This window comes from Mycobacterium europaeum, assembly GCF_002102155.1.
GTDB classification, from domain to species: domain Bacteria; phylum Actinomycetota; class Actinomycetes; order Mycobacteriales; family Mycobacteriaceae; genus Mycobacterium; species Mycobacterium europaeum.
The window spans coordinates 132257-154603 of sequence record NZ_LQOU01000002.1 but is presented as its reverse complement, the minus strand read 5'-3'; the positions used below and the strand labels follow the sequence as shown (position 1 = coordinate 154603).

The following is a 22347-nucleotide window of genomic DNA, read 5'->3' as shown; positions in this document are numbered from 1 at the left end:
CGGCCGGATGTTTCGGACAACAGGGAACGCCTCAGCTGTCAGTGCCAGCGCAGCAGGACGAGCTCGGAACAGAATCCCGGACCCATGGCGATCATCAGGCCGGGGCTGTCGCTTGGCGGTGGCTTGGCCCGGGTGTCGCGCAGCACGTGCAGCACCGACGCCGACGAGAGGTTGCCGATCTCCCCCAGCGAACGCCAGGTCAGCTCCAGCGCATTGGGCGGCAGGCTCAGGCTCGCGTTGATCGCGTCGATGATCTTCGGGCCACCGGGATGGCTGACCCAGGCGCCGATGTCGGTGGTCGTCAGCCCGTGCGCCCCGAGGAACCCGGTGACGTCCCGCTCGATGTGCTCCTCGACCACCTGGGCCAGGTCCTTGGCCAGCACCAGCTCGAACCCGGCCGCGCCGACGTCGTAGCCCATGGTGCGCAGCGAATCGGGGTACAGGGTGCTGCGCGAGTCCAGGATGGCGGGCCCGCCGGCGGCCATCCGTTCGGCCCGGCGCTCGCCGACGGCCACCACCGCGCCCGCCCCGTCGGCGAACAGCGCGCTGCCGACCAGGCCGGGTAGCGACGGCTTGTACCCGGGGTAGGTGAGCGAGCAGAGCTCGACCGAGATCAGCGCCGCGGCGGCGTCCGGCGCCCCGCGCAGATAGTCGTTGAGCCGGGCCACGCCCGCGGCCCCGGCCACGCAGCCCAGGCCGAACAGCGGAACCCGGCGGATGTCGTCGCGCAGCCCCAGCCGCCCGGCGATCCGGGCGTCCAGGGAGGGCACCGCCAGGCCGGTGACCGTCGTCGTGATCAGCACGTCGAGGTCCTGGGGCCGCAGGCCCGCCTCGTCCAGCGCGCCCGAGAGCGCCTCGCAGCCCAGGTCGACGGCGTTGTCGATGAAGATCCGGTTGGCCACGCCGAAGTCGGTCAGGGCGGGATACCGCTCCAGCGGCAGCACCAGGTGTCGGCTGTTGACCTTGGCACTGGCGTGCAACTGCCGGACGATGTCCTCGTAGCCCTCGAACTCCGGGATGCTGACGAAGAAGTCGGTGAGCTCACGCTGGGAGTAGCGATACGGCGGCAAGGCACCGGACACGCCCGCGACGACGCTCATTGGTCCCACCCCTTGGTCACGAGGATTCGGTCTGACAGGTTCAGCCGCATCGCTTGAGCCGGAATTCTAGCCCGATTGGAATTGACCGGAGCGTAAACGGGCGTCCTCATGCCCGGCCGCCGAGCCGCGCCTTGAGCTCCTCGCTTCGGGCCAGGACGGCTTCGAGCTGCTCGGCGACCCGGACCGGCGCCGTGCCGCCCCGCCGGTCGCGCGACGACACCGAACCCTCGACCGTCAAGATCTCACGCACCTGCGGCGTCAGCTCGGGGCTGATGGCGGCCAACTCGTCGTCGGACAGCTCGTCGAGCCCGACGGCGCGCCCTTCGGCCGCGCGCACCGCGGCCCCGGCGGCCTCGTGCGCCGCCCGGAACGGCACCCCGCGGCGCACCAGCCATTCGGCGATGTCGGTGGCCAGCGTGTACCCGGCGGGCGCCAGGGCCGCCATCCGCTCGACGTCGAACGTCAGGCTGGCCACCAGGCCGGCCATCGCCGGCAACACCAGCTCCAGCTGGGCGACCGAGTCGAACACCGGCTCCTTGTCCTCCTGCAGGTCGCGGTTGTAGGCCAGCGGCTGGGCCTTCAGCGTCGCCAGCAGCCCGGCCAGGTTGCCGATCAACCGCCCAGACTTGCCGCGGGCCAGCTCCGCGATGTCCGGGTTCTTCTTCTGCGGCATGATCGAGCTGCCGGTCGACCACGAATCGTGCAGCCGGACATACCCGAACTCCGTGGAGCTCCACAGGATGATGTCCTCGGCCAGCCGCGAGATGTCCACGGCGATCATCGCGAAGATGAACGCGGCCTCGGCGGCGAAATCCCTGGCGGCGGTCGCGTCGATGGAATTGTCCGCGGCGGTGGTGAATCCCAGCTTGGCGGCGATCGCGTCCGGGTCCAGCCCCAGCGACGAGCCGGCCAGCGCCCCCGAGCCGTACGGGGACACGTCCGTGCGCCGGTCGAAGTCGACGATGCGGTCGACGTCGCGCAGCAGCGGGTGCGCGTGCGCGAGCAGGTGGTGGGCCAGCAGCACCGGCTGGGCGGACTGCAGGTGCGTCTTGCCCGGCATGATCGCCGTCGGGTGCTCGGCGGCCTGGCCGGCCAGCGCGGCCACCAGCTCCAGCGCCCCGTCGGCGACCCGGCGCACCGCGTCGCGCAGCCACATCCGGAACAGGGTGGCCACCTGGTCGTTGCGCGACCGCCCGGCCCGCAGCCGGCCGCCCAGGTCGGGGCCGACCCGGTCGATGAGCCCGCGCTCCAGCGCGGCGTGCACGTCCTCGTCGGTCACCAGCGGCGTGAAGCTGCCGTCGGCCACGCCCTCGGCCAGGCTGTCCAAGCCGGCCAGCAGCCCGTCGCGCTGCTCGGCGGTGAGCAGCCCGGCGTGGAACAGGATCACGGCGTGCGCCCGCGAGGCGACGATGTCGTAGCGGGCCAGCACCCAGTCGAAATGGGTGGACTTACTGAGCGCCGCCAGCGCGTCCGACGGGCCATCGGCGAACCGCCCGCCCCACAGCGACCCCTCGCGGGTGCTCACTTTCCCCCCGCGAACAGACATAAACTCGCACGCAGACGGACCAATTTATGCGATTTTGCGTCTGCTCGCCCAGAGGAGGTCACCGCAGGTCCCGGCGGGACGCGATCTTGGACGACAGCCCGTGCACGTAGACGAAGCCCTTGGCGGCCGACTGGTCGAAGCTGTCGCCCTCGTCGTAGGTGGCCAGGTTGAAGTCGTAGAGCGACTGCGCGCTGCGCCGGCCGTTGACCGCGATGTGCCCGCCGTGCAGCACCATGCGGATCTCGCCGGTGACGTGCTCCTGGGTCTTGGCGACGAACGCCTCCAGCGCGGTCTTCAGCGGCGAGTACCAGAGCCCGTCGTAGACCAGCTCGGCCCAGCGCTGGTCGGTGTGGCGCTTGAAGCGGCCCAGCTCGCGCTCCAGCGTGACGTGCTCGAGCTCGGTGTGGGCGGTGATCAGCACCATCGCGCCCGGCGCCTCGTAGATCTCGCGGCTCTTGATGCCCACCAGCCGGTCCTCGACCACGTCGAGGCGCCCGACCCCCTGGCTGCCGGCGCGGCGGTTGAGCTCCTCGATGGCGGCCAGCACCGACACCGGCTTGCCGTCGATGGACACCGGGACCCCGCGCTCGAACCCGACGATCACCTCGTCGGGGGTGTTCCAGTTGATGGTGGGGTCTTCGGTGTAGGCGTAGATGTCCTTGGTGGGCGCGTTCCACAGGTGTTCCAGGAAGCCGGTTTCCACCGCGCGGCCCCACACGTTCTGGTCGATGGAGAACGGCGAGCGCTTGGTGACGTTGATCGGGATGGCGTTCTCCTCGGCGAACGCGATCGCCTTCTCCCGTGTCCAGGCGTAGTCGCGGACCGGCGCCAGCACCTCCAAATCCGGTGCCAGCGAAGCGAATCCGACCTCGAACCGGACCTGGTCGTTGCCCTTGCCGGTGCAGCCGTGCGCGACGATGCTGCCGCCGTGCTCGCGGGCCGCCGCCACCAGGTGCTTGGCGATCAGCGGGCGGCTGATCGCCGACACCAGCGGGTAGCGGTCCATGTAGAGGGCGTTGCTCAAGATGGTGGGCAGGCAGTAGCCCTCGGCGAACTCGTCGCGCGCGTCGACGACGACGGCCTCCACCGCGCCGCAGTCCAGGGCCCGCTGGCGGACGACCTCCATGTCCTCGCCGCCCTGGCCGAGGTCGATCGCCACCGCGACCACCTCGCGGCCGGTCTCCTTGCCGATCCAGCTGATCGCGACCGAGGTGTCCAGACCGCCGGAATACGCCAGGATGACGCGATCTGACATGAACCAATCTCCTTAGGTTGTGGTGAGGCTTTCGAGCGTGCGGGCCAGCTCGGCGCCGGTCATCGGCTCTCGGGCCGCGACGAAGACCGTGTCGTCACCGGCGATGGTGCCGACGACGTACGGTAGCGCCGCGCGGTCGATCGCGCTGGCCAAATAGTTGGCGCCGCCGGGCGGGGTGCGCAGCACCGCGAGGTTCGCGCTGGCGTCGGCGGACACCAGCAGCTCGCTGAGTAGGCGGGACAGCCGGGCGGTGCCGCCGGACACGCCGCGCACCGGGCTGCCGTCCTCGGGGACGATGTAGACGCCGACGCCGCCGTCGGCGCCGCGCAGCTTCACCGCGCCCAGCTCCTCGAGGTCGCGCGACAGGGTGGCCTGGGTGACCTCGATGCCCTCGTCGGCCAGCCGGGCGGCCAGTTCGCTCTGGCTGCTGATCGACGCCGACGACAGGATCGCCACGATGCGGTCCTGGCGGCCGGCCCGGGTGGTTTCGGGGGTGGTCTTGCTGCGGGTCATTGCGCCCGCTCCAGCAGCCACACCAGCAGCGCCTTCTGGGCGTGCAGCCGGTTCTCGGCCTCGTCCCACACCGCGCTGGCCGGCCCGTCCATCACCTCGTCGGTGATCTCGTCGCCGCGATGCGCCGGAAGGCAGTGCAGCACAATGGCTTCCGGGTCCGCCAGGCCCAGCAGCCGCTGGTTGACCTGGAACGGCCGAAACGGCGTGAGGCGGTCCAGCCCGTCGCCCTCCTGCCCCATCGACGTCCAGGTGTCGGTCACCAGGACGTCGGCACCGGCCGCGGCCGCGTCGGCGTCGGGGGTCAGGGTGACCGAGCCGCCGGTGGTTTCGGCGCGCTCGGTGGCGGCCGCCACGAACGCGGGGTCGGGGGCGAATCCGGCCGGGGCGGCGACGGTGACGTGGATGCCGGCGGTCACCCCGCCGAGCAGCAGCGAGTGGGCCATGTTGTTGGCGCCGTCGCCGAAGTAGGACATCCGCAGCCCCGCGAGCGACCCCTTGCGTTCGGCGACGGTCTGCAGGTCGGCGAGCACCTGGCAGGGGTGGAACTCGTCGGAGAGGGCGTTGACCACGGGCACCGTCGCCGCCTCGGCCATCGCCTCGAGCCGGTCCTGTCCGAAGGTGCGCCACACGATGGCCTCGACGTAGCGGGACAGCACCCGCGCGGTGTCGCCCAGCGTCTCGTCGCGGCCCAGCTGGGTGCTGCGGGCGTCGACGACGACGGCGTGCCCGCCGAGCTGCGCGATGCCCAGCTCGAACGAGAACCGGGTGCGGGTGGAGTTCTTGTCGAAGAGCACCGCGACCCCGCGCGGGCCCTCCAGCGGGCGGGCGCTGAACGGGTCCTTCTTCAGCTCGGCGGCCAGCTGCAGCACCTCGGCCTGCTCGGAGGGCGACAGGTCGTCGTCGCGCAGAAAGTGGCGGGGCGTCATGCCGCGGCCCTGTCCAGGATGGCCGGCAAGGCCTCGACGAAGGACTCGAGCTGGGCCCCGGTGACGATGAGCGGCGGGGCCAGCCGGATGACGTCCGGCGCGGCGGCGTTGACCAGGAAACCGGCGTCGCGCGCGGCGCTTTCGGCGTCCTTGGCGCGCGGCGCGGTCAGCACCATGCCCTGCAGCAGCCCGCGGCCGCGCACATGGTCGACCAGCGGGTGGTTCACCGACTCGATGCCGTGGCGCACCGCCTTGCCCAGCACCTCAGCGTGCCGGACCAGGTCCTGGTCGGCGATCACCCGCAGCACCGCCCGCGCGGCGGCGGCGCAGACCGGGTTGCCGCCGAAGGTGCTGCCGTGCAGGCCGGGGGTCATCAGCTCGGCGGCCGGACCGACGGCCAGGCAGGCGCCGATGGGCAGTCCGCCGCCCAGGCCCTTGGCCATGGTCACGACGTCGGGGGTGATGCCGTCGTGCTGGTGGGCGAAAAACGCCCCGGTGCGGCCCATTCCGGTCTGCACCTCGTCGAGCACCAGCAGCGTGCCGTGCCGCGAGGTGATGTCGCGGGCGGCGCTCAGGTATCCCTCGGGTGGGACGACGACGCCGCCCTCCCCCATGATCGGTTCGAGGAACACCGCGGCGGTGGCGTCGTCGACGGCGGCGGCCAGCGCGTCGGCGTCGCCGTAGGGCACGTGGGTGACGAATCCGGGCAGCGGTTCGAACGGCGCCTGCTTGCTCGGCTGGCCGGTCAGCGCCAGCGACCCCATCGTGCGGCCGTGGAAACCTCCCTGCGCCGCAACGAGTTTCGTGCGCCCGGTCAGCCGCGACAGCTTGAACGCCACCTCGTTGGCCTCGGTTCCGGAGTTGCAGAAGAACACCCGCGCCGCGGCTTCCGCACCCAGCAGGGCCACCAGCTCCTCGGCCAGCGCGATGCCCGGCTCGCTGGCATAGAGGTTGGAGGTGTGCCCCAGCGTCGCCAGCTGGTGCGTGACGGCCTCGATGACCGCGGGATGGCGGTGGCCGAGGACGTTGACGGCGATGCCGCCCAGCAGATCGAGGTACGTGTTGCCGTCCACGTCGGTGACCACGGCGCCGTCGCCGGCGGCCAGGGCCAGGGGCGGGGTGCCGTAGTTGTTCATCATCACGGCTTCCCAGCGGTGCTTGAGGGTGTCGGCATTGTTCACGAGCTCACCACCTTGGTCCCGGTGCCCGCATCGGTGAAAAGCTCGACCAGCACACAGTGTTCGACCCTTCCGTCGATGACATGCGCGCTCGGCACCCCCGCCGTCACGGCCCGCAGGCACGCCTCGACCTTGGGAATCATGCCCGCCTCCAGCGTGGGTAGCAGTTGGGACAGTGTGGCGGTGTCGATCTCGCTGACCAGGGAATCGCGGTCCGGCCAGCTCGTGTAGAGGCCCTCGACGTCGGTGAGCATCAACAGCTTCTCGGCCCGCAGGGCCTCGGCGAGCGCCGCGGCGGCGGTGTCGGCGTTGATGTTGTGCACCACACCCTCGGCGTCCGGCGCGAGCGTCGACACCACCGGAATGCGGCCCGCCGCAATCAGATCCAGCACCGCGGCGGTGTTGACCCGCTCGACGTCGCCGACCAGCCCGATGTCGGTGGCTACCCCGTCCACGGTGACGCTGCGCCGCACCGCGGTGAACAACTGCGCATCCTCGCCGGTGATGCCGACGGCGTAGGGGCCGTGCGCGTTGATCAGGTTGACCAGTTCGCGCCCCACCTGGCCGAACAACACCATCCGCGCCACGTCGAGCACTTCCGGCGTGGTGACCCGGAAGCCGCCCTTGAAGTCGCCCTCGATGCCCAGCCGGCGCAGCATCGCGGTGATCTGCGGGCCGCCGCCGTGCACGACGACGGGGTGGATGCCGCAGTTGCGCAGGAAGGCCATGTCGGCGGCGAAGGCGTGCCGCAGCGTGTCGTCGGTCATGGCGTTGCCGCCGTACTTGATGACGATGACCTTGCCGTACAACTGCTTGAGCCACGGCAGCGCTTCGGCCAGCACCTGGGCCTTGACCGCGGTGGGCAACTCTTGAGTGTTGACGGTCATGAGCTGTACGCCGAATTCTCTTCGACGTAGGCGTGCGACAGGTCCGTGGTGCGGACGGCCGCGGAGCCGTCGCCCACGCGCAGGTCGACCGTGATGTCGATGTCGGCGCCGGACAGGTCCACCTCACGCGCGCCGGGCGCCCCGACCCCGTCGACGCACACGGCGAAACCGTTGAACGACACCCGGATCCGGTCCGGGTCCAGGGTCACCGGTGCCATGCCGACCGCGGCCAGCACGCGGCCCCAGTTGGGGTCGGACCCGAACACCGCGGTCTTGACCAGGCTGTCGCGGGCGATCACCCGCGCCGCGGTCAGCGCGTCGTCCTCACAGGCCGCCCCGGTCACGGTCACGGTGACGCGCTTGGTGACGCCCTCGGCGTCGGCCTGCAGCTGCGCGCACAGGTCGTCGCAGACCGCCAGCACGGCGTCGTCGAGTTCGGCCTGCGACGGCGTGATCTCGCTGGCGCCCGACGCCAGCAGCAGCACGGTGTCGTTGGTCGAACAGCTGCCGTCGATGTCGAGCCGGTCGAAGGTGCGCGCGGTGGCGCGGCGCAGCGCGGTGTCGAGCGCGGCGGCGTCGACGGCCGCGTCGGTGGTGAGCACGCAGAGCATGGTGGCCAGCGAGGGCGCCAGCATGCCCGCCCCCTTGGCCATCCCGCCGACCGTCCAGTTGCCCGGGTGGTGCAGCGCAACCTGTTTGGGCACGGTGTCGGTGGTCATGATGGCGCGGGCGGCCTCGTCTCCGCCGCTCAGGCCGCCGGCCATGTCCTGCACGATCGCCCGGACGCCGGCCAGCACCTTGTCCATCGGCAACCGGTCCCCGATCAGGCCGGTGGAACACACCGCGACCTCGATCGCCCCCGTCTCGGTCCCCCACTCGGACAACGCGGCCGCGACGGCCTCGGCGGTGGCGTGGGCGTCCTGGAAGCCGCCCGGTCCGGTGCAGGCGTTGGCGCCGCCGGAGTTGAGGATCACCGCGCGCAGCGCCCCGGTGGTCAGCACCTGCTGGGTCCACAGCACGGGCGCGGCCTTGACCTTGTTGCGGGTGAACACGCCGGCGGCCGCGTAGTCGGGGCCCTCGTTGAAGACCAGGGCCAGGTCGCGGTTGCCCGACGCCTTGATGCCGGCGGCGATGCCGGCGGCCCGGAACCCGGCGGGCGCGGTGACGCCCTGTTCGCGCACCAGCCGCGCCCCGGTGGCTACGACAGATGGCGCCGCTCTCCCCCGCAAGCGGGAGGTACCCCCACCTACCCCGGCTGCGCCGGCGTCATCGTCGCCGGCGCGGGTCACGGCGCGACTCCGACCACCGAAAGGCCTGCTGTCTCCGGCCAACCCAGCGCGAGATTCATGGACTGCACCGCCGCGCCGCCGGTGCCCTTGACCAGGTTGTCGATGGCGGCGATGGCCACGAACGCACTTGCGGCCTCGTCCACCGCGACGGCGAGGTGCGCGGCGTTGCTGCCGATCACCGATCCGGTGCGGGGCAGCTGCCCCTCGGGCAGCAGGTGCACGAAAGGCTCTCCGTCGTAGGCCTGTTCGTAGGCGGCCCGCAGCTGCGACAGCGGCGAGCGGGTGCGCGCGGTGCAGGTGGCCAGGATGCCGCGCGACGTCGGGATCAGCACCGGGGTGAACGACACCGTGACGTCGCGGTCGGTGACGGCCCGCAGGCCCTGGGCGATCTCGGGGGTGTGCCGGTGGGCGCCGGCGATGTTGTAGGCCCGCGCGGATCCGATCACCTCCGAGCCCAGCAGGTCGGTCTTGGCGGCGCGCCCGGCCCCCGAGGTGCCGCTGACGGCGACCACCGTGACGGCCGGCTCGATCAGGTCCTCGGCGACCGCGGGCAGCAGTGCCAGCAGCGCCGCCGTCGGGTAGCAGCCCGGCACCGCGATGCGCCGGGCGCCGCGCAGCCGCTCCCGCGCGCCGGGCAGTTCCGGCAGCCCGTACGGCCAGCTGCCGGCGTGCGGCGAGCCGTAGAACCGCTCCCAGGCGCCGGCGTCGGTGAGCCGGAAGTCCGCGCCGCAGTCGATGATCAGCGTGTCGGGGCCGAGCTGTTCGGCCAGCGCCGCCGAATGCCCGTGCGGCAGGGCCAGGAACACCACGTCGTGCCCGGCCAGCACGGCGAGGTCGGTGGGCTCGACCACCCGCTGCGCCAGCGGCGTCAGGTGTGGATGGTGCTCGCCGAGCGTGCTGCCGGCGCTCGCCGCGGCGGTCAGCGACCCGATGGCCAGCCGGCCGTCGGTGTAGGCCGGATGTCCGAGCAGAAGCCGCAGGATCTCCCCGCCCGCGTAGCCGCTGGCCCCGGCAACCGCCACCCTCAATACGTCGGCCATTCCGCCGATTCTGCATGGTTATGCATTGGTTTGCAAATCCATTCCAGATGGTGTTAGGCGCGCAGTTCGGCGCCGACCGCGTCGGCGGCGCGCCGCACCGCGGCGTCGCGGGCCGCGCTGGCGTCGTCCTCGGTCAGCGTGCGGTCCGGCGCGCGGAAACGCAGTGCGAATGTCAGCGACTTGCGGTCCTCGCCGACCTGCGGGCCGGTGAAGACGTCGAACAGCTGCAGGTCTTCCAGCAGCTCGCCGGCGCCCTCCCGGACGGCGTCGGCCACCGCCTGGGCCGGCACGTGCGCGGGCACCACCAGGCTGACGTCCTGGAACACGGCCGGGAACGGTGACACCCGGGGCGCCGGCAGCGCCGCCGCGATCGGGATCGCGTCGAGGTTGAGCTCGATGGCGCAGGTGCCCTTCGGCAGGCCGGAACGCTCGATCACCGCCGGGTGCAGCTGCCCCGCGTGGCCGACGACGGTCTCCCCGACAAGCACCTCGGCGCACCGGCCCGGGTGCCACGGCAGGTGCCGGGCCGCCCGCAGGCTCACCTCGACCCCGCTGGCGCGGGCGATGATCCGGGCCGCCTCGAACGCGTCGGCGGCCTCGGCGCGGCGGCCGGGGCCCCACGGGCCGCGGCGTTCCCGCAGGCCCGCCAGGACGGCGGCCACGTGCTGGGGCTGGCGGGGCAGCGAGGCGTCCAGCTGGGCGATCTCGGCGTCGGTCGGCCTGCGGTGCACGGGGATGGCCTGCACGCCGCGGGTCTGCTCGGTCGGTTGCACCACCTGCGCCAGGGCGTACAGCGCGACGTCCACCAGCCCGCGCGACACGTTGCGCACCAACGCTTCCAGCAGGGCGGGCAGCAGCGTGGTGGCCAGGTGCGGGCGGTCGGCCTCGAGCGGGTTGAGCACCTGCGTGGTGGCGCGCCGCGCGTCGTCGGACGGCAGGCCCCACAGGTCGAACACGCCGGCGGGCAGGAACGGCGTCGGCAGGACCTCGACATAGCCGGACTGCGCGAGCGATTTGCCGATCGCGCGGCGACGCTTCTGCGCCGCGGTCAGGCCCCGCCCCGCGGGGGCCGCGGGCAGCACCGACGGGATGGCCTCCAGGCCCTCCAGCCGCAGCACCTCCTCGACGAGGTCGGCGGGCTGCAGCAGGTCGGGCCGCCAACTCGGCGGCGTCACGGTCAACGTGTCGCCCTCGACGCGCACCGACGCCCCGATCTGTGCCAGGCGCCGCGCGGCGGTCCCGGGCGGATAGGCCACCCCCGCGAAGCGGTCGGGCAGCTCCGCGGCGATCCGGATGGGCGGGAGCGCCCAGTCGTCCGTCGGCGGCTCGCCCCGCCAATCGGTCAGCCGGTCCGACACCGTTCCCCCGGCGATCTCGACGAGCAGCGCCGCGCACCGGTCCAGGGCGGCCACCGAGATGGCCGGGTCCACGCCGCGCTCGTAGCGGCGGGCGGCCTCGCTGGGCAGGTGCAGCCGGCGCTGGGTGCGCGAGACGGCGGCCGGGTCCCACACGGCGGCCTCGAGCAGCACCTCGGTGGAGTCGGCGCGCACCTCGGTGCTCGCCGCGCCCATCACGCCGCCGATCGCCGCGGTCGCCCGGTCGTCGACGATGAGGACGTCGGCGGGATCCAGCCGGCGCTCGATGTCGTCGAGGGTCACGACGGTCTCCCCGGGCCGGGCGAACCGCACCGCGAGGCCACCGGAGATGCGGTCGCAGTCGTGCGCGTGCATCGGGTGGCCGAGTTCGAGCATCACGTAGTTGGTGACGTCCACCGCCGGCGAGGTGGCGCGGACGCCGGCCAGCAACAGCCGGCGTTGCAGCCACCACGGCGACACCGCGGCGGGGTCGATCCCGGTCACGGGCCGCAGCGCGAAGCGCCGGACACCGGTCCCGGGCTCGACGGTCAGGGGCCAGGCCTCCCCGCCGGCCGGCGGCTGGGCCGCCTCCGCGCCGGCGGGGTCGACGAAGTCCAGGTCGTAGGCGCAGGCGACCTCGCGGGCCAGCCCGCGCACCGACATGCAGTAGCCGCGATCGGGGGTGATGGCCAGGTGGAAGACCACGTCGTCGAGTCCCAGCACCGCGGCGCCGTCGGCGCCCGGTTCGGCGGTGCCGGGCGGCAGCACCAGGATCCCGGAATGGTCGGCGCCCAAACCGAGTTCGGCCGCCGAGCAGATCATGCCGTCGGAGTCGCGGCCGTAGGTCTTGCGCGCCGCGATGGCGAACCCGCCGGGCAGCGTGGCGCCGGGCAGCGCCACCACGACGAGGTCGCCGACGGCGAAGTTGGTTGCGCCGCAGACGATGTCGCGGTCGTCCCCTTCGCCGACGTCGACCCGGCAGGCCCGGATGGGCTTTTTGAAGCCGGTGAGCTCCTCGATGCCGGTCACCCGCCCGACGGTGAGCGGGCCGTCGACCGGGCCGAGCGCGACGACCTCCTCCACCTCGTGGCCGATCCGGATCAGCGTTTGCTCGAGGTCGGCGGGCGTGGCGTCCCAGCCCGGAGCCCCGGCCGCCACCACTTCCCGCAGCCAGCTGTAGGGGATCCGCATCAGGCACCCACCCCGAACGGCAGCGAGAACCGGACGTCGCCCTCGACCATGTCACGCATGTCGGGGATGCCGTTGCGGAACTGCAGGGTGCGTTCCAGGCCCATTCCAAAGGCGAAGCCGGAGTACACCTCGGGGTCGATTCCCGCGGCGCGCAACACGTTCGGGTGCACCATGCCGCAGCCGCCCCACTCCACCCAGCCGGCGCCGCCCTTCTTGCCGACGAACCACACGTCGACCTCGGCGGAGGGTTCGGTGAACGGGAAGAAGTGCGGCCGGATGCGGGTGCGCGCCTCGGGACCGAACTCGGCGCGGGCGAATGCGTCCAGGGTGCCCCGCAGGTGCGCCATGGACAGGCCGCGGTCCACCGCCAGCCCCTCGACCTGGTGGAAGACCGGGGTGTGGGTGGCGTCGAGCTCGTCGGTGCGGAAGGTGCGGCCGATCGAGACGATGTAGACGGGCAACTCGTGGGCGAGCAGGGTGCGCACCTGCACCGGCGACGTGTGGGTGCGCAGCAGCTGCCGGGAATCGTCCGGCGCGATGTAGAAGGTGTCCTGCTCGCTGCGCGCGGGGTGGTCCGCCGGGAAGTTGAGGGCGTCGAAGTTGAACTGCTCGGTTTCGACCTCCGGCCCCTCCGCCAGCTCCCAGCCCATCGCGACGAAGGTGTCGGCGATGTGCTCGGCCAACTGGGTGATCGGGTGGCGGGCCCCGGGTGGCTGGCGCGTCGAGGGCAGCGTGACGTCGATGCTTTCGGCGACCAGCACCGCCGCGTCCCGTTCGGCGCGCAGCGCCGCCAGCCGCTCGTCGTAGCTGCGCTGGACCTCGGTCCGCGCGGAATTGACCCGTTTGCCCGCGTCGGCGCGCTCCTCCTTGGCGACGCCGCCCAGCGCCTGCCGCGCCAGCGCCAGCGGCGAGCGGTCGCCGAGGTGCTCGGTCTTCACCCGCGCCAGCGCGTCCAGGTCGCCGGCGAGCGCGATGGCCTCCTGGGCGACGCCGACCGCCTTGGCCAGGGCATCCGGTGACAGGTCGACGGGCTGAGCACCCACGCGGCGACACTCTCCTTGCTGGATGAGGGGCTGGGAGGAAGTTGCCCAGCGGCAAGTGCCGATCATAGTGATGCGGTGCGCGCTGCCCGGCGGGCGCTTCGGGGTAAGGGCGGCCCGGTGTCTAGCCCGCGGTGGCAGGCTGCGGGACGGCCAGGGCGGCGTCGTCCAGCGCCGCCCGTCCGTTGACGAACTGCACGAGCTTGTGCGCCGCCAGCGCGCCCAGGACGCCGAATGCGGGCGCCGCGGCCATCGTCCCCCAGTGGTGGGCCAGCATCAGGAATCCGAACCCGGACGAGGCCGCCAGCATCAGGGAGCGCACCGGCGTCCACCGGACAGGCTGGCGGAACCGGGCCGACACCAGCACACCCAGGATCACGGCGACGGTGTGGCCGGCGTCGGTGAAATCGCCGCCGATGATCGCCGAGGCCAAACCGGCCGAGACCCACCAGCCGACCCAGGCGGCCCGCCAGCGCTGCGGAATCACCGCGGTCATCGCGCCGAGCACGGCCAGCGCGCCGTAGCTCATCCCGACGTCGCTGGCCCGGGTGATCGACAGCGGCAGCCAGCCGAACTCGACCGCGGCGGCCAGGGCGGCGGCCACCACCAGCGTCGCGCCGATGTGCCCGACGAGGAAGGCCACCACCAGCCTGATGGTGCGCAGGTGCAGTTCGCCGAGCGCGAGCAGGCAGGTCAGGAAGGGCAGCCAGAAGTAGAGCGGACCGGCGTCGACGACCAGCGCGCTGCCCAGCAGGGTGCCCACGTGGCCGTGGGCCAGGTTGTGCAGGTTGGTGCTGGCGCGCTCGACAAGCACGTCATGGGCGTGCGGTCCGAGCACCAGGATGGCGCAACTGACGGCAAGCAGCGCAGCCACGTAACCCAACGTGAACTGGACCCGGGCCAGCCGGGCGAGGATGCCCCCAAACATTGCATCCATTATGTCGGCTGGTTTGTTTCCGCGCCGTGATCCGGCGCTGTCAACTCCCTATGAGTCCGCAAACGATATATCGCCAAGTCGGCCGGCACGCCCGTGGTCTTTCCCGAAAACACGGGTTTACGTGCGCGTTTGGCGACGACCCCCATCGCATCCAGTTCGCTCTGGGCGATCTGGTCGAGTGTCGAACCTGACACCATGACCCCGCCCTTGGTGGCGCGCTCCATCACCCGCGCGGCGATATTGACGTCGACACCGAGCCAGTCCGCCGCCAGCCGCTGGGGCCGACCGGTGTGGATGCCGGCCCGCATCCGCGGCGTGTAGCCGGCCACCTCGACCGACTTCAGCGCCTCCTTGGCGGCCAGGACGGCGCGCACCGCGACCGTCGGATCGCCGAAGACGGCCATCAGGCCGTCGCCCATCCGCTTGACGATGTGTCCCCCGGCGTCCAGCAGCGGCGGCTCGACGGCCCGGGCCACCTGACGCAGCAGGCTGAGCGCCGCGTCGTCCCCGGCCTGCAGGGACCACGACGAGAACCCGACCAGGTCGGTGAAGACCAGCGTCACTTCGGGATTCGCCGGCCGCCGGGCAACCGACTCGGTCAACGCCTGCCACACCTGCAACACCCCGAGACTGACCTCCCGCGACACCGCGTCGCGGTCCCCCAGCAGCCGGTCGGCCGCCCGGGCGGCCGCGCGCGGGCCCCCGTCGCCGGCCGTGGAGAGCGGGTCGCCGAACTCGGGGTCGCCGGGTAGCAGCCGTCGCGCCCGGCGGATGAAGGCCACCGCGCCGGGGCTGTGGTTCCGGCTGTGCAACCACTGCGTCGCGTTGTGCACCGAGACCGGGGAGCGCCCCGGCGAATCGGATGCCGTCACCGTCGGCTCTTCGGGCTCGCCCGAGTCCGAACCGCGACGCGCGAGTTCCACCCGGCCAGGTTATTTCCTCCCGCCGGAGGCGGGCAATGAAGGCCACCCGCTGTGTGTCGGAGCTCGCACGTATCGCCTGATCACGGGGGCGCCACACCGGTGTTCACGCTCGATAACACCCACCGGCGCGCGGGCCCGAAATCGTAGACAACGCACGTTGTCAAAGTTATCGTGAGCGCAGGAGGCCGAGATGACTGTCACTCCAGCGAAATCCGACGATCCGCTCGGGCCAGATTCCCTGACCTGGAAGTACTTCGGCGATCTGCGCACCGGAATGATGGGCGTCTGGATCGGCGCGATCCAGAACATGTATCCGGAGCTGGGAGCGGGCGTCGAAGAGCATTCGATCCTGCTGCGCGAGCCCCTGCAGCGGGTGGCCCGCTCGGTGTACCCGATCATGGGCGTCGTCTACGACGGTGACCGGGCCGCGTCGACCGGGCGGCAGATCACCAGTTACCACCACACCATCAAGGGCATCGACGCGTCCGGGCGCCGGTACCACGCGCTGAATCCCGAAACGTTCTACTGGGCGCACGCCACCTTCTTCATGCTGGTGATCAAGGTGGCCGAGTACTTCTGCGGCGGCCTGACCGAGGCCGAGAAGCGGCAGCTGTTCGACGAGCACGTGCGGTGGTACCGGATGTACGGGGTGAGCATGCGGCCGGTGCCCGGCTCCTGGGAGGAGTTCTGCAACTATTGGGACCGGGTCTGCCGCGAGCAACTGGAGATCAACCAGGCGACCCTGGACATCTTCCAGATCCGGATCCCCAAGCCCAGGTTCGTGCTGATGCCCACGCCGGTCTGGGACCAGATGTTCAAGCCGCTGGTCGCCGGCCAGCGCTGGATCGCCGCGGGCCTGTTCGAGCCGGCGGTCCGCGAGAAGGCGGGCATGCGCTGGACGCCGGGCGACGAGGTGTTGCTGCGCCTGTTCGGCAAGCTCGTGGAACTGGCCTTCCTGGCGGTGCCCGACGAGATCCGGCTGCACCCGCGCGCGCTGGCCGCCTACCGCCGCGCCGAGGGTCGGCTGCCCAGCGACGCGCCGTTGGTGGAGGCGCCGACGTTCATGGCACCGCCCCGCGACCGCCGCGGGCTGCCCATGCACTATTTCCCTCCCCGTTCCCGCCTCGCTCCCCGCTCGGCTCTCGACCCGGCCAAGGCGCTGATGGAGCGCGCCGGCTCGCTGGTGCACGGGACGCTGTCGCTGGCGGGCCTGCGCCCCGCCCGGGGGCGAGTCAGGGCCGCTTGAACACGCCCAGCGCCGCGGCGCTCTGGTAGAGGCAGATGGCCGCAGCGGAGGCCACGTTCAGGCTCTCCGCGCCGCCGGACATCGGGATGCGCATGCGATGGTCGGCCGCCGCCGCGATTTCGGTTGGCAGCCCCCGTGATTCGGGCCCGAACAACCATGCCGTCGGCTTCCCGAGCAGCCCGCCGGCCTCGTCGAGGCGCGTCTCGCCGTCCACGGTGCTGGCCAGCACCTGCAGCCCCGCATCGCGCACGGCTCGCAGCGCGGCGGGCGTGTCCGGCTCCTCGACCACCGGGATCGAGAAGATGCTGCCGGTCGAGGCGCGCAGGCACTTGCCGTTGTACGGGTCCACACTGTGGCCGCCGAGGATCACGCCCCGCGCGCCCATGGCGTCGGCGATGCGAATGAGCGTGCCCGCGTTACCCGGCTCACCGATCTCGACGGCGACGGCGATCAGCCGTGGCGAACCGGCCAGCACGTCCGCCAGCCGCGGCGCCGGCATCTCGCAGACCGCCACCAACCCGGCGGGGGTGACGGTGTCCGACAGCGCCTTCGCGGCCCGCTCACTGACCAGATGGACCGGCGCCTGCTGCCCGCCGAGCAAGGAGGCATACCGCTGCCCGGCGGCTTCGGTGACGAAGACGTCGCGAACGAGGCCGCGGGCGGCGGCAGCCTCGACCAGGTTGGGGCCTTCGGCGAGGAACCGCCCCGCGCGGCGGCGGCCGACGTGGCGATGCAGTTTTACCGCCGCGGCGACCCGGGCCGAACGTTCGGTCAGCAGGGGCTAGGCGGCCTCTCCGGAATCCGACGGGGCGTTGACGTCCTCGGGCAGCGCCGCCCGGGCGACGTCGACCAGCGCCGTGAACGCCGCGGGATCGGAGATCGCGATGTCGGCGAGGTTCTTGCGGTCCACCTCGACGCCCGCGGCCTTGAGCCCCTGGATCAGCCGGTTGTAGGTGATGTCGTTGGCGCGTGCCGCCGCGTTGATCCGCGAGATCCACAGCTTGCGGAACTCGCCCTTACGCGCGCGACGGTCGCGGTAGGCGTAGTTCAGCGAATGCAGCTGCTGCTCTTTGGCTTTGCGGTACAGCCGCGATCGCTGGCCGCGGTAGCCCTTCGAGGCCTTGAGAATGCTGCGCCTCTTCTTCTGGGCGTTGACCGCCCGCTTCACGCGTGCCATGGGGGTTTCCTACTCTCGTTGAAAAGAAAATGGTGGGGCGCCGGGTCCGGCGCGATGGTCAGCCGTTCAGCAGCGCGTTGACCCGCTTGGTGTCGTTGGCCGCCACGGTGGTGCGGCCTTCGAGACGACGGGTCCGGGTGGACGGCTTGTGCTCCAACAGGTGCCGGCGATTGGCTTTCTGGCGGACGATCTTGCCGGTTCCGGTGCGCCGGAACCGCTTCGAAGCCCCGCTGTGGGTCTTGGCCTTGGGCATGTTTCCTCTACTTCTGCTTCATCAGTTCTGTGTCGTGCCGGTCAGTTGGGTGAAGGGGTGGTGTCGGCGGAGGCGTCGGTGTCCGGCGCCGTGCCGTCCCCGGGTCCCTCGGGGTGCCGCGCCCTGGCGCGGGTCTTCGCGCCGCGGTGCGGGGCCAGCACCATCGTCATGTTGCGGCCGTCCTGCTTGGCGGACGTTTCGACGAAGCCGTATTCGGCCACGTCGGCGCCCAGCCGCTGCAACAGGCGGTAGCCCAGTTCGGGCCGCGACTGCTCGCGTCCGCGGAACATGATGGTGACCTTCACCTTCGAACCCGCCTCCAGGAAGCGGATCACGTGACCCTTCTTGGTCTCGTAATCGTGATCGTCGATCTTCGGTCGCAGCTTCTGCTCTTTGACGACGGTCTGCTGCTGGTTGCGGCGGGATTCGCGCGCCTTTTGCGCCGCCTCGTATTTGAACTTGCCGTAGTCCATGATCTTGCAGACCGGGGGTCTGGCGTTGGGGGCGACTTCGACAAGGTCGAGATCGGCGTCCGCGGCGACGCGCAGTGCGTCTTCGATGCGCACTATGCCTACCTGCTCTCCCCCGGGGCCGATCAGTCTGACTTCAGGTACGCGGATGCGCTCGTTGACGCGGGTCTCAGTGCTGATGGGGCCTCCCTTGTTGGGCTTATACGTGTCGTGCCATCACGGCCAGCGCCTGGGTCCGATTCGGAATGCAGCGGCGGAAACACCACACCACCAGCAGAAAAGCCCTGCACGTAGCAGGGCCCAATGCCGACCGATCACGGCCTGCCATTGGTCAAGCCGCCCGCGTCGCTCGCGGAACAGACACACGCGATGTCTGTGACCGGACCGCAAAGCCTTGAAGAAATTCGTGGCCCGCGGTGGGAGTGGGACTCCACTTAACTGTTCCTGGCCTTCGCCGGGATGGTCGCGGACGTCAGTTTAGCAGCCACGGGGCGGCTTTTCGTACTTAGCCCCCGCCCTCGTTCGTCCGGCGCCGGCCCACGCCCGCCACCGGGCGAATTATTGCTCGCCGCTCTTAGCGCTTCGCCAAGCTTTTCACGGACTGAGGGCATATCCTCGCGGTCTGTGACACTCGCTTCCTCTCGTTCGGGGTCGCGTTCGGGACCCCGCGGCCGGTCGCAGTCCCGGTATCGCTGGGTACCGGCGGCGGCCGGGTGGATCGTGGGCGTCATCGCCACGGTGTCGTTGCTGGCGAGCGTGTCCCCGCTGATCCGGTTTCTGATCAGGGTCCCCCGCGAGTTCATCAACAGCTACCTGTTCAACTTCCCCGACACCAGCATCGCGTGGTCGTTCGTGCTGGCGTTGCTGGCGGCGGCCCTGAGCGCGCGCAAGCGGGTCGCCTGGCTGCTTTTGCTCGGCCAGATGATCCTGGCCGCGGGGGTCAACGCTGCCGACATGGCCGCCGGGGACAACACCGCGGCAGAGACCTTCGGGGAGAACCTCGGATTCGCGGTGCACATCGTCGCGATCGTCCTGCTGGTGCTGGCCTACCGGGAATTCTGGGCCAAGGTCCGCAAAGGCGCGCTGGTCAAAGCCGCCGCGGTGCTGGTCGCCGGGGACGTGATCGGCATCCTGGTGTCCTGGGGCCTGGTGGAGCTGTGGCCGGGGACGCTGACCCGCCAGGACCGCCTGCCCTACGTGGCCAACCGGGTGGTCGGGTTCGCCCTGGCCGACCCGGACCTGTTCACCGGCAGGCCGCACGTGTTCCTCAACGCGATCTTCGGCCTTTTCGGCGCGCTGGCGCTGATCATGGCGACCATCGTGCTGTTCCAGTCCCAGCGCGCGGAAAACGCGCTCACGGGTGAGGACGAGTCGGCCATCCGCGGGCTCCTCGAGCTGTACGGCAAGAACGACTCGCTCGGCTACTTCGCGACGCGGCGCGACAAGTCGGTGGTGTTCGCGCGCAGCGGGCGCGCCGCCATCACCTACCGCGTCGAGGTCGGGGTGTGCCTGGCCAGCGGCGACCCGATCGGTGACCCCCGGGCGTGGCCGCAGGCCATTGACGCCTGGCTGGCGTTGTGCCAGACCTACGGCTGGGCGCCGGGCGTCATGGGCGCCAGCACGCAGGGAGCGCGGGTGTATCGGGAGGCCGGGCTGAACGCGCTCGAGCTGGGCGACGAGGCGATTCTGCGGACCGCGGACTTCCGGCTGTCCGGGCCCGACATGCGCGCCGTGCGCCAGGCCGTGACCCGGGCCCGGCGGGCCGGGCTGACCGTGCGCATCCGGAGACACCGGGACATCTCGGCCGACGAGATGGCCCAGACGACCACCCGCGCCGACGCCTGGCGCGACACCCAGACCGAGCGCGGCTTCTCCATGGCGCTGGGCCGGCTCGGCGATCCCGCGGACGGGGATTGCCTGCTGGTCGAGGCGATGGACCGCGAGGGCACCGTGGTGGCGATGCTGTCGCTGGTCCCCTGGGGAACCACCGGCGTCTCCCTGGATTTGATGCGCCGCTCCCCGCAATCGCCCAACGGCACCATCGAGCTCATGGTCAGCGAGCTCGCCCTGACCGCCGAAAAGCTGGGGATCAGCCGCATTTCGCTGAACTTCGCGATGTTCCGCTCGGCCTTCGAGCAGGGCGCCCAGCTCGGCGCCGGACCGGTCGCCCGGTTGTGGCGCGGGCTGCTGTTGTTCTTCTCGCGGTGGTGGCAGCTGGAGACGCTGTACCGCTCGAACATGAAGTACCAACCCGAATGGGTTCCGCGCTACGCCTGCTACGAGGACGCGCGACTGATCCCCCGGGTCGGGGTCGCCTCGGTGATCGCGGAGGGCTTCCTGGTATTGCCGTTCACCCGCCGCGACCGGGTGCACACCGGCCACCACCCCGCCGTGCCGCCCAGGCTGGCGGAGTCGGGCCTGCTGCACCACGACGGCTCGGCGCCGGACGTGAGCGAGTTGCAACAGCGACGCGACGCCGCGGAGCTCGAAGAGTCGAGAGCCCGGCTGCCCGAACAGGTGCGGGTGCGGCTGGCCAAGCTGAAAGTGCTGCGGCGCAAGGGCATCGACGCCTATCCGGTGGGGTCGCCGCCCAGCCACACCATCGCCCGGGCGCTGGAGGCCGACGACCAGGAAACCATCTCGGTATCGGGCCGGATCCTGCGGATCCGCGACTACGGCGGGGTGTTGTTCGCGCAGCTGCGGGACTGGTCGGGCGAATTGCAGGTGCTGCTTGACAATTCACGTCTGGAGCATTGCCGCACCGCGGATTTCACCGCGGCCATCGACCTGGGTGACCTCGTCGAGATGACCGGGCACATGGGCTTTTCCAAGAACGGCACCCGCTCGCTGATCGTGCGCGACTGGCGGATGATCGGCAAGTGCCTGCGGCCGCTGCCGAACAAGTGGAAAGGATTGACCGACCCGGAGGCGCGGGTGCGGACGCGCTATGTCGACCTGGCGGTCAACCCCGAGTCCCACGAGCTGATCACCGCCCGCAGCAGCGTCCTGCGGTCGGTCCGCGAAACGCTGTTCGCCAAGGGGTTCATCGAGGTCGAGACGCCGATCCTGCAGCAGATCCACGGCGGGGCGACCGCCCGGCCATTCGTCACCCACATCAACACCTACGACATGGACCTGTTCCTGCGCATCGCTCCGGAGCTGTACCTGAAGCGGTTGTGCGTCGGGGGCGTGGAGCGGGTGTTCGAGCTGGGCCGGGCCTTCCGCAACGAAGGCGTCGACTTCAGCCACAACCCGGAGTTCACGCTGCTGGAGGCCTACCAGGCGCACGCCGACTACATGGTCTGGATCGACGGCTGCCGGGAGCTCATCCAAAACGCCGCGCAGGCCGCCCACGGTGAGCAGGTGGTGCTGCGGCCCCGCACCGACGGCGGCCACCTCAGCCCGGTCGACATCTCCGGCGACTGGCCGGTGAAGACCGTGCACGACGCGGTGTCCGAAGCCCTCGGGGAGCACATCGATCCCGACACCCCGTTGCCCGTGTTGCGCAAGCTCTCCGACGCCGCCCACATCCCGTATCGGGCGCAGTGGGACGCCGGCGCCGTGGTGCTGGAGCTGTACGAGCACCTCGTCGAGGACCGGACCGAGCGGCCGACGTTCTACATCGACTTCCCCACGTCCGTTTCGCCGCTGACCCGTCCGCATCGCAGCCGGCGCGGCGTGGCCGAGCGGTGGGACCTGGTGGCTTGGGGGATCGAGCTGGGAACCGCCTACAGCGAGCTCACCGATCCGGTGGAGCAACGGCGCCGCCTGCAGGAGCAGTCGCTGCTGGCCGCGGGCGGCGACCCCGAGGCGATGGAGCTCGACGAGGATTTTCTGCAAGCCATGGAGTACGCGATGCCGCCCACCGGGGGGCTCGGGATGGGCATCGATCGGGTCGTCATGCTCATCACCGGCCGCAGCATCCGCGAGACGCTGCCATTCCCGCTGGCCAAGCCCCACTAGCCGGCCCCGGGCGCGCGCCGTGTCCACGGAGAACATTGGGTGAACGTGTTCCGGGCCG

General features: G+C 71.3%; 18 protein-coding genes and 1 pseudogene. 2 read left to right on the top strand and 17 right to left on the bottom strand.

Going from position 1 to position 22347, the window contains the following annotated elements; genetic code table 11:
- Nucleotides 1-38: 38 nt before the first annotated feature.
- The 13 genes and pseudogenes from AWC03_RS00735 to AWC03_RS00675 form a co-directional block, all read right to left on the bottom strand.
- On the bottom strand, nucleotides 39-1100 hold the full coding sequence (locus AWC03_RS00735) for a type III polyketide synthase (RefSeq protein WP_085238608.1): 1062 nt from the start codon (nucleotides 1098-1100) through the stop codon (nucleotides 39-41).
- Nucleotides 1101-1206: 106 nt separating this feature from the next.
- The gene (argH, locus tag AWC03_RS00730; RefSeq protein ID WP_085238607.1) at nucleotides 1207-2625 is read right to left on the bottom strand and encodes an argininosuccinate lyase; all 1419 of its coding nucleotides are present in this window, start codon (nucleotides 2623-2625) and stop codon (nucleotides 1207-1209) included.
- A 79-nt stretch (nucleotides 2626-2704) separates the two neighbouring features.
- Nucleotides 2705-3901, bottom strand: coding sequence for an argininosuccinate synthase (locus AWC03_RS00725; protein ID WP_085238606.1), 1197 nt, complete (start codon nucleotides 3899-3901; stop codon nucleotides 2705-2707).
- Nucleotides 3902-3913: 12 nt separating this feature from the next.
- Nucleotides 3914-4414 (bottom strand): arginine repressor, encoded by a 501-nt coding sequence (locus AWC03_RS00720; RefSeq protein ID WP_085238605.1) that lies wholly within the window; start codon nucleotides 4412-4414, stop codon nucleotides 3914-3916.
- Nucleotides 4411-5340 (bottom strand): ornithine carbamoyltransferase, encoded by a 930-nt coding sequence (gene argF / locus AWC03_RS00715; protein ID WP_085238604.1) that lies wholly within the window; start codon nucleotides 5338-5340, stop codon nucleotides 4411-4413. The genes AWC03_RS00720 and argF overlap by 4 nt, the downstream gene beginning before the upstream one ends.
- Nucleotides 5337-6521 carry an acetylornithine transaminase gene (locus AWC03_RS00710; protein WP_085238603.1) on the bottom strand — a complete coding sequence of 395 codons (1185 nt, stop codon included), beginning with the start codon at nucleotides 6519-6521 and terminating at the stop codon, nucleotides 5337-5339. The genes argF and AWC03_RS00710 overlap by 4 nt, the downstream gene beginning before the upstream one ends.
- Entirely contained in the window at nucleotides 6518-7405 is an 888-nt protein-coding gene (gene argB / locus AWC03_RS00705; protein WP_085238602.1) for an acetylglutamate kinase, read from the bottom strand. The genes AWC03_RS00710 and argB overlap by 4 nt, the downstream gene beginning before the upstream one ends.
- Nucleotides 7402-8634: a bifunctional glutamate N-acetyltransferase/amino-acid acetyltransferase ArgJ gene (gene argJ, locus AWC03_RS00700; RefSeq protein ID WP_085238692.1), complete on the bottom strand. Its 1233-nt coding sequence runs from the start codon at nucleotides 8632-8634 to the stop codon at nucleotides 7402-7404. Before argJ ends, argB begins: the two co-directional genes overlap by 4 nt.
- Nucleotides 8635-8690: 56 nt before the next feature.
- Nucleotides 8691-9750: pseudogene (gene argC / locus AWC03_RS00695) on the bottom strand (N-acetyl-gamma-glutamyl-phosphate reductase).
- A 37-nt stretch (nucleotides 9751-9787) separates the two neighbouring features.
- Nucleotides 9788-12280, bottom strand: coding sequence for a phenylalanine--tRNA ligase subunit beta (pheT, locus tag AWC03_RS00690; protein ID WP_085238600.1), 2493 nt, complete (start codon nucleotides 12278-12280; stop codon nucleotides 9788-9790).
- Complete coding sequence (pheS, locus tag AWC03_RS00685) at nucleotides 12280-13323, bottom strand: phenylalanine--tRNA ligase subunit alpha (protein WP_085238599.1); 1044 nt, start codon at nucleotides 13321-13323, stop codon at nucleotides 12280-12282. Before pheS ends, pheT begins: the two co-directional genes overlap by 1 nt.
- Before the next feature lie 121 nt (nucleotides 13324-13444).
- The gene (locus tag AWC03_RS00680) at nucleotides 13445-14248 is read right to left on the bottom strand and encodes a rhomboid-like protein (protein WP_085238691.1); all 804 of its coding nucleotides are present in this window, start codon (nucleotides 14246-14248) and stop codon (nucleotides 13445-13447) included.
- Between the two features lie 8 nt (nucleotides 14249-14256).
- On the bottom strand, nucleotides 14257-15180 hold the full coding sequence (locus AWC03_RS00675) for an adenylate/guanylate cyclase domain-containing protein (RefSeq protein ID WP_085238598.1): 924 nt from the start codon (nucleotides 15178-15180) through the stop codon (nucleotides 14257-14259).
- 190 nt (nucleotides 15181-15370) lie between these two features.
- On the opposite strand from AWC03_RS00675, the gene AWC03_RS00670 reads away from it, so the two are divergent.
- Nucleotides 15371-16426 carry an oxygenase MpaB family protein gene (locus AWC03_RS00670; RefSeq protein WP_085238597.1) on the top strand — a complete coding sequence of 352 codons (1056 nt, stop codon included), beginning with the start codon at nucleotides 15371-15373 and terminating at the stop codon, nucleotides 16424-16426.
- Here AWC03_RS00670 and AWC03_RS00665 read toward each other — a convergent pair.
- From AWC03_RS00665 to infC, 4 genes are read right to left on the bottom strand one after another with little or no spacing between them, the layout of a single operon-like run.
- A complete protein-coding gene (locus AWC03_RS00665; protein WP_085238596.1) occupies nucleotides 16413-17204 on the bottom strand; it encodes a TrmH family RNA methyltransferase in 792 nt (263 codons plus the stop codon). The genes AWC03_RS00670 and AWC03_RS00665 overlap by 14 nt on opposite strands.
- Nucleotides 17205-17207: 3 nt before the next feature.
- Complete coding sequence (gene rplT, locus AWC03_RS00660) at nucleotides 17208-17603, bottom strand: 50S ribosomal protein L20 (protein WP_085238595.1); 396 nt, start codon at nucleotides 17601-17603, stop codon at nucleotides 17208-17210.
- A 58-nt stretch (nucleotides 17604-17661) separates the two neighbouring features.
- Nucleotides 17662-17856: a 50S ribosomal protein L35 gene (gene rpmI, locus AWC03_RS00655; RefSeq protein ID WP_085238594.1), complete on the bottom strand. Its 195-nt coding sequence runs from the start codon at nucleotides 17854-17856 to the stop codon at nucleotides 17662-17664.
- 41 nt (nucleotides 17857-17897) lie between these two features.
- Nucleotides 17898-18506: a translation initiation factor IF-3 gene (gene infC, locus AWC03_RS00650; RefSeq protein WP_085238593.1), complete on the bottom strand. Its 609-nt coding sequence runs from the start codon at nucleotides 18504-18506 to the stop codon at nucleotides 17898-17900.
- Between the two features lie 429 nt (nucleotides 18507-18935).
- On the opposite strand from infC, the gene lysX reads away from it, so the two are divergent.
- On the top strand, nucleotides 18936-22289 hold the full coding sequence (lysX, locus tag AWC03_RS00645; RefSeq protein WP_420845630.1) for a bifunctional lysylphosphatidylglycerol synthetase/lysine--tRNA ligase LysX: 3354 nt from the start codon (nucleotides 18936-18938) through the stop codon (nucleotides 22287-22289).
- The last annotated feature ends 58 nt before the right edge of the window (nucleotides 22290-22347 follow it).

Bases quoted from the DNA above. Each gene is read 5' to 3' on its own strand.
- AWC03_RS00735 (WP_085238608.1), bottom strand. From the start codon at position 1,100: ATGAGCGTCGTCGCGGGCGTGTCCGGTGCCTTGCCGCCGTATCGCTAC.
- AWC03_RS00725 (WP_085238606.1), bottom strand. From the start codon at position 3,901: ATGTCAGATCGCGTCATCCTGGCGTATTCCGGCGGTCTGGACACCTCG.
- AWC03_RS00720 (WP_085238605.1), bottom strand. From the start codon at position 4,414: ATGACCCGCAGCAAGACCACCCCCGAAACCACCCGGGCCGGCCGCCAG.
- argF (WP_085238604.1), bottom strand. From the start codon at position 5,340: ATGACGCCCCGCCACTTTCTGCGCGACGACGACCTGTCGCCCTCCGAG.
- argB (WP_085238602.1), bottom strand. From the start codon at position 7,405: ATGACCGTCAACACTCAAGAGTTGCCCACCGCGGTCAAGGCCCAGGTG.
- pheT (WP_085238600.1), bottom strand. From the start codon at position 12,280: ATGCGGATCCCCTACAGCTGGCTGCGGGAAGTGGTGGCGGCCGGGGCT.
- AWC03_RS00680 (WP_085238691.1), bottom strand. From the start codon at position 14,248: ATGTTTGGGGGCATCCTCGCCCGGCTGGCCCGGGTCCAGTTCACGTTG.
- AWC03_RS00670 (WP_085238597.1), top strand. From the start codon at position 15,371: ATGACTGTCACTCCAGCGAAATCCGACGATCCGCTCGGGCCAGATTCC.
- rplT (WP_085238595.1), bottom strand. From the start codon at position 17,603: ATGGCACGCGTGAAGCGGGCGGTCAACGCCCAGAAGAAGAGGCGCAGC.
- rpmI (WP_085238594.1), bottom strand. From the start codon at position 17,856: ATGCCCAAGGCCAAGACCCACAGCGGGGCTTCGAAGCGGTTCCGGCGC.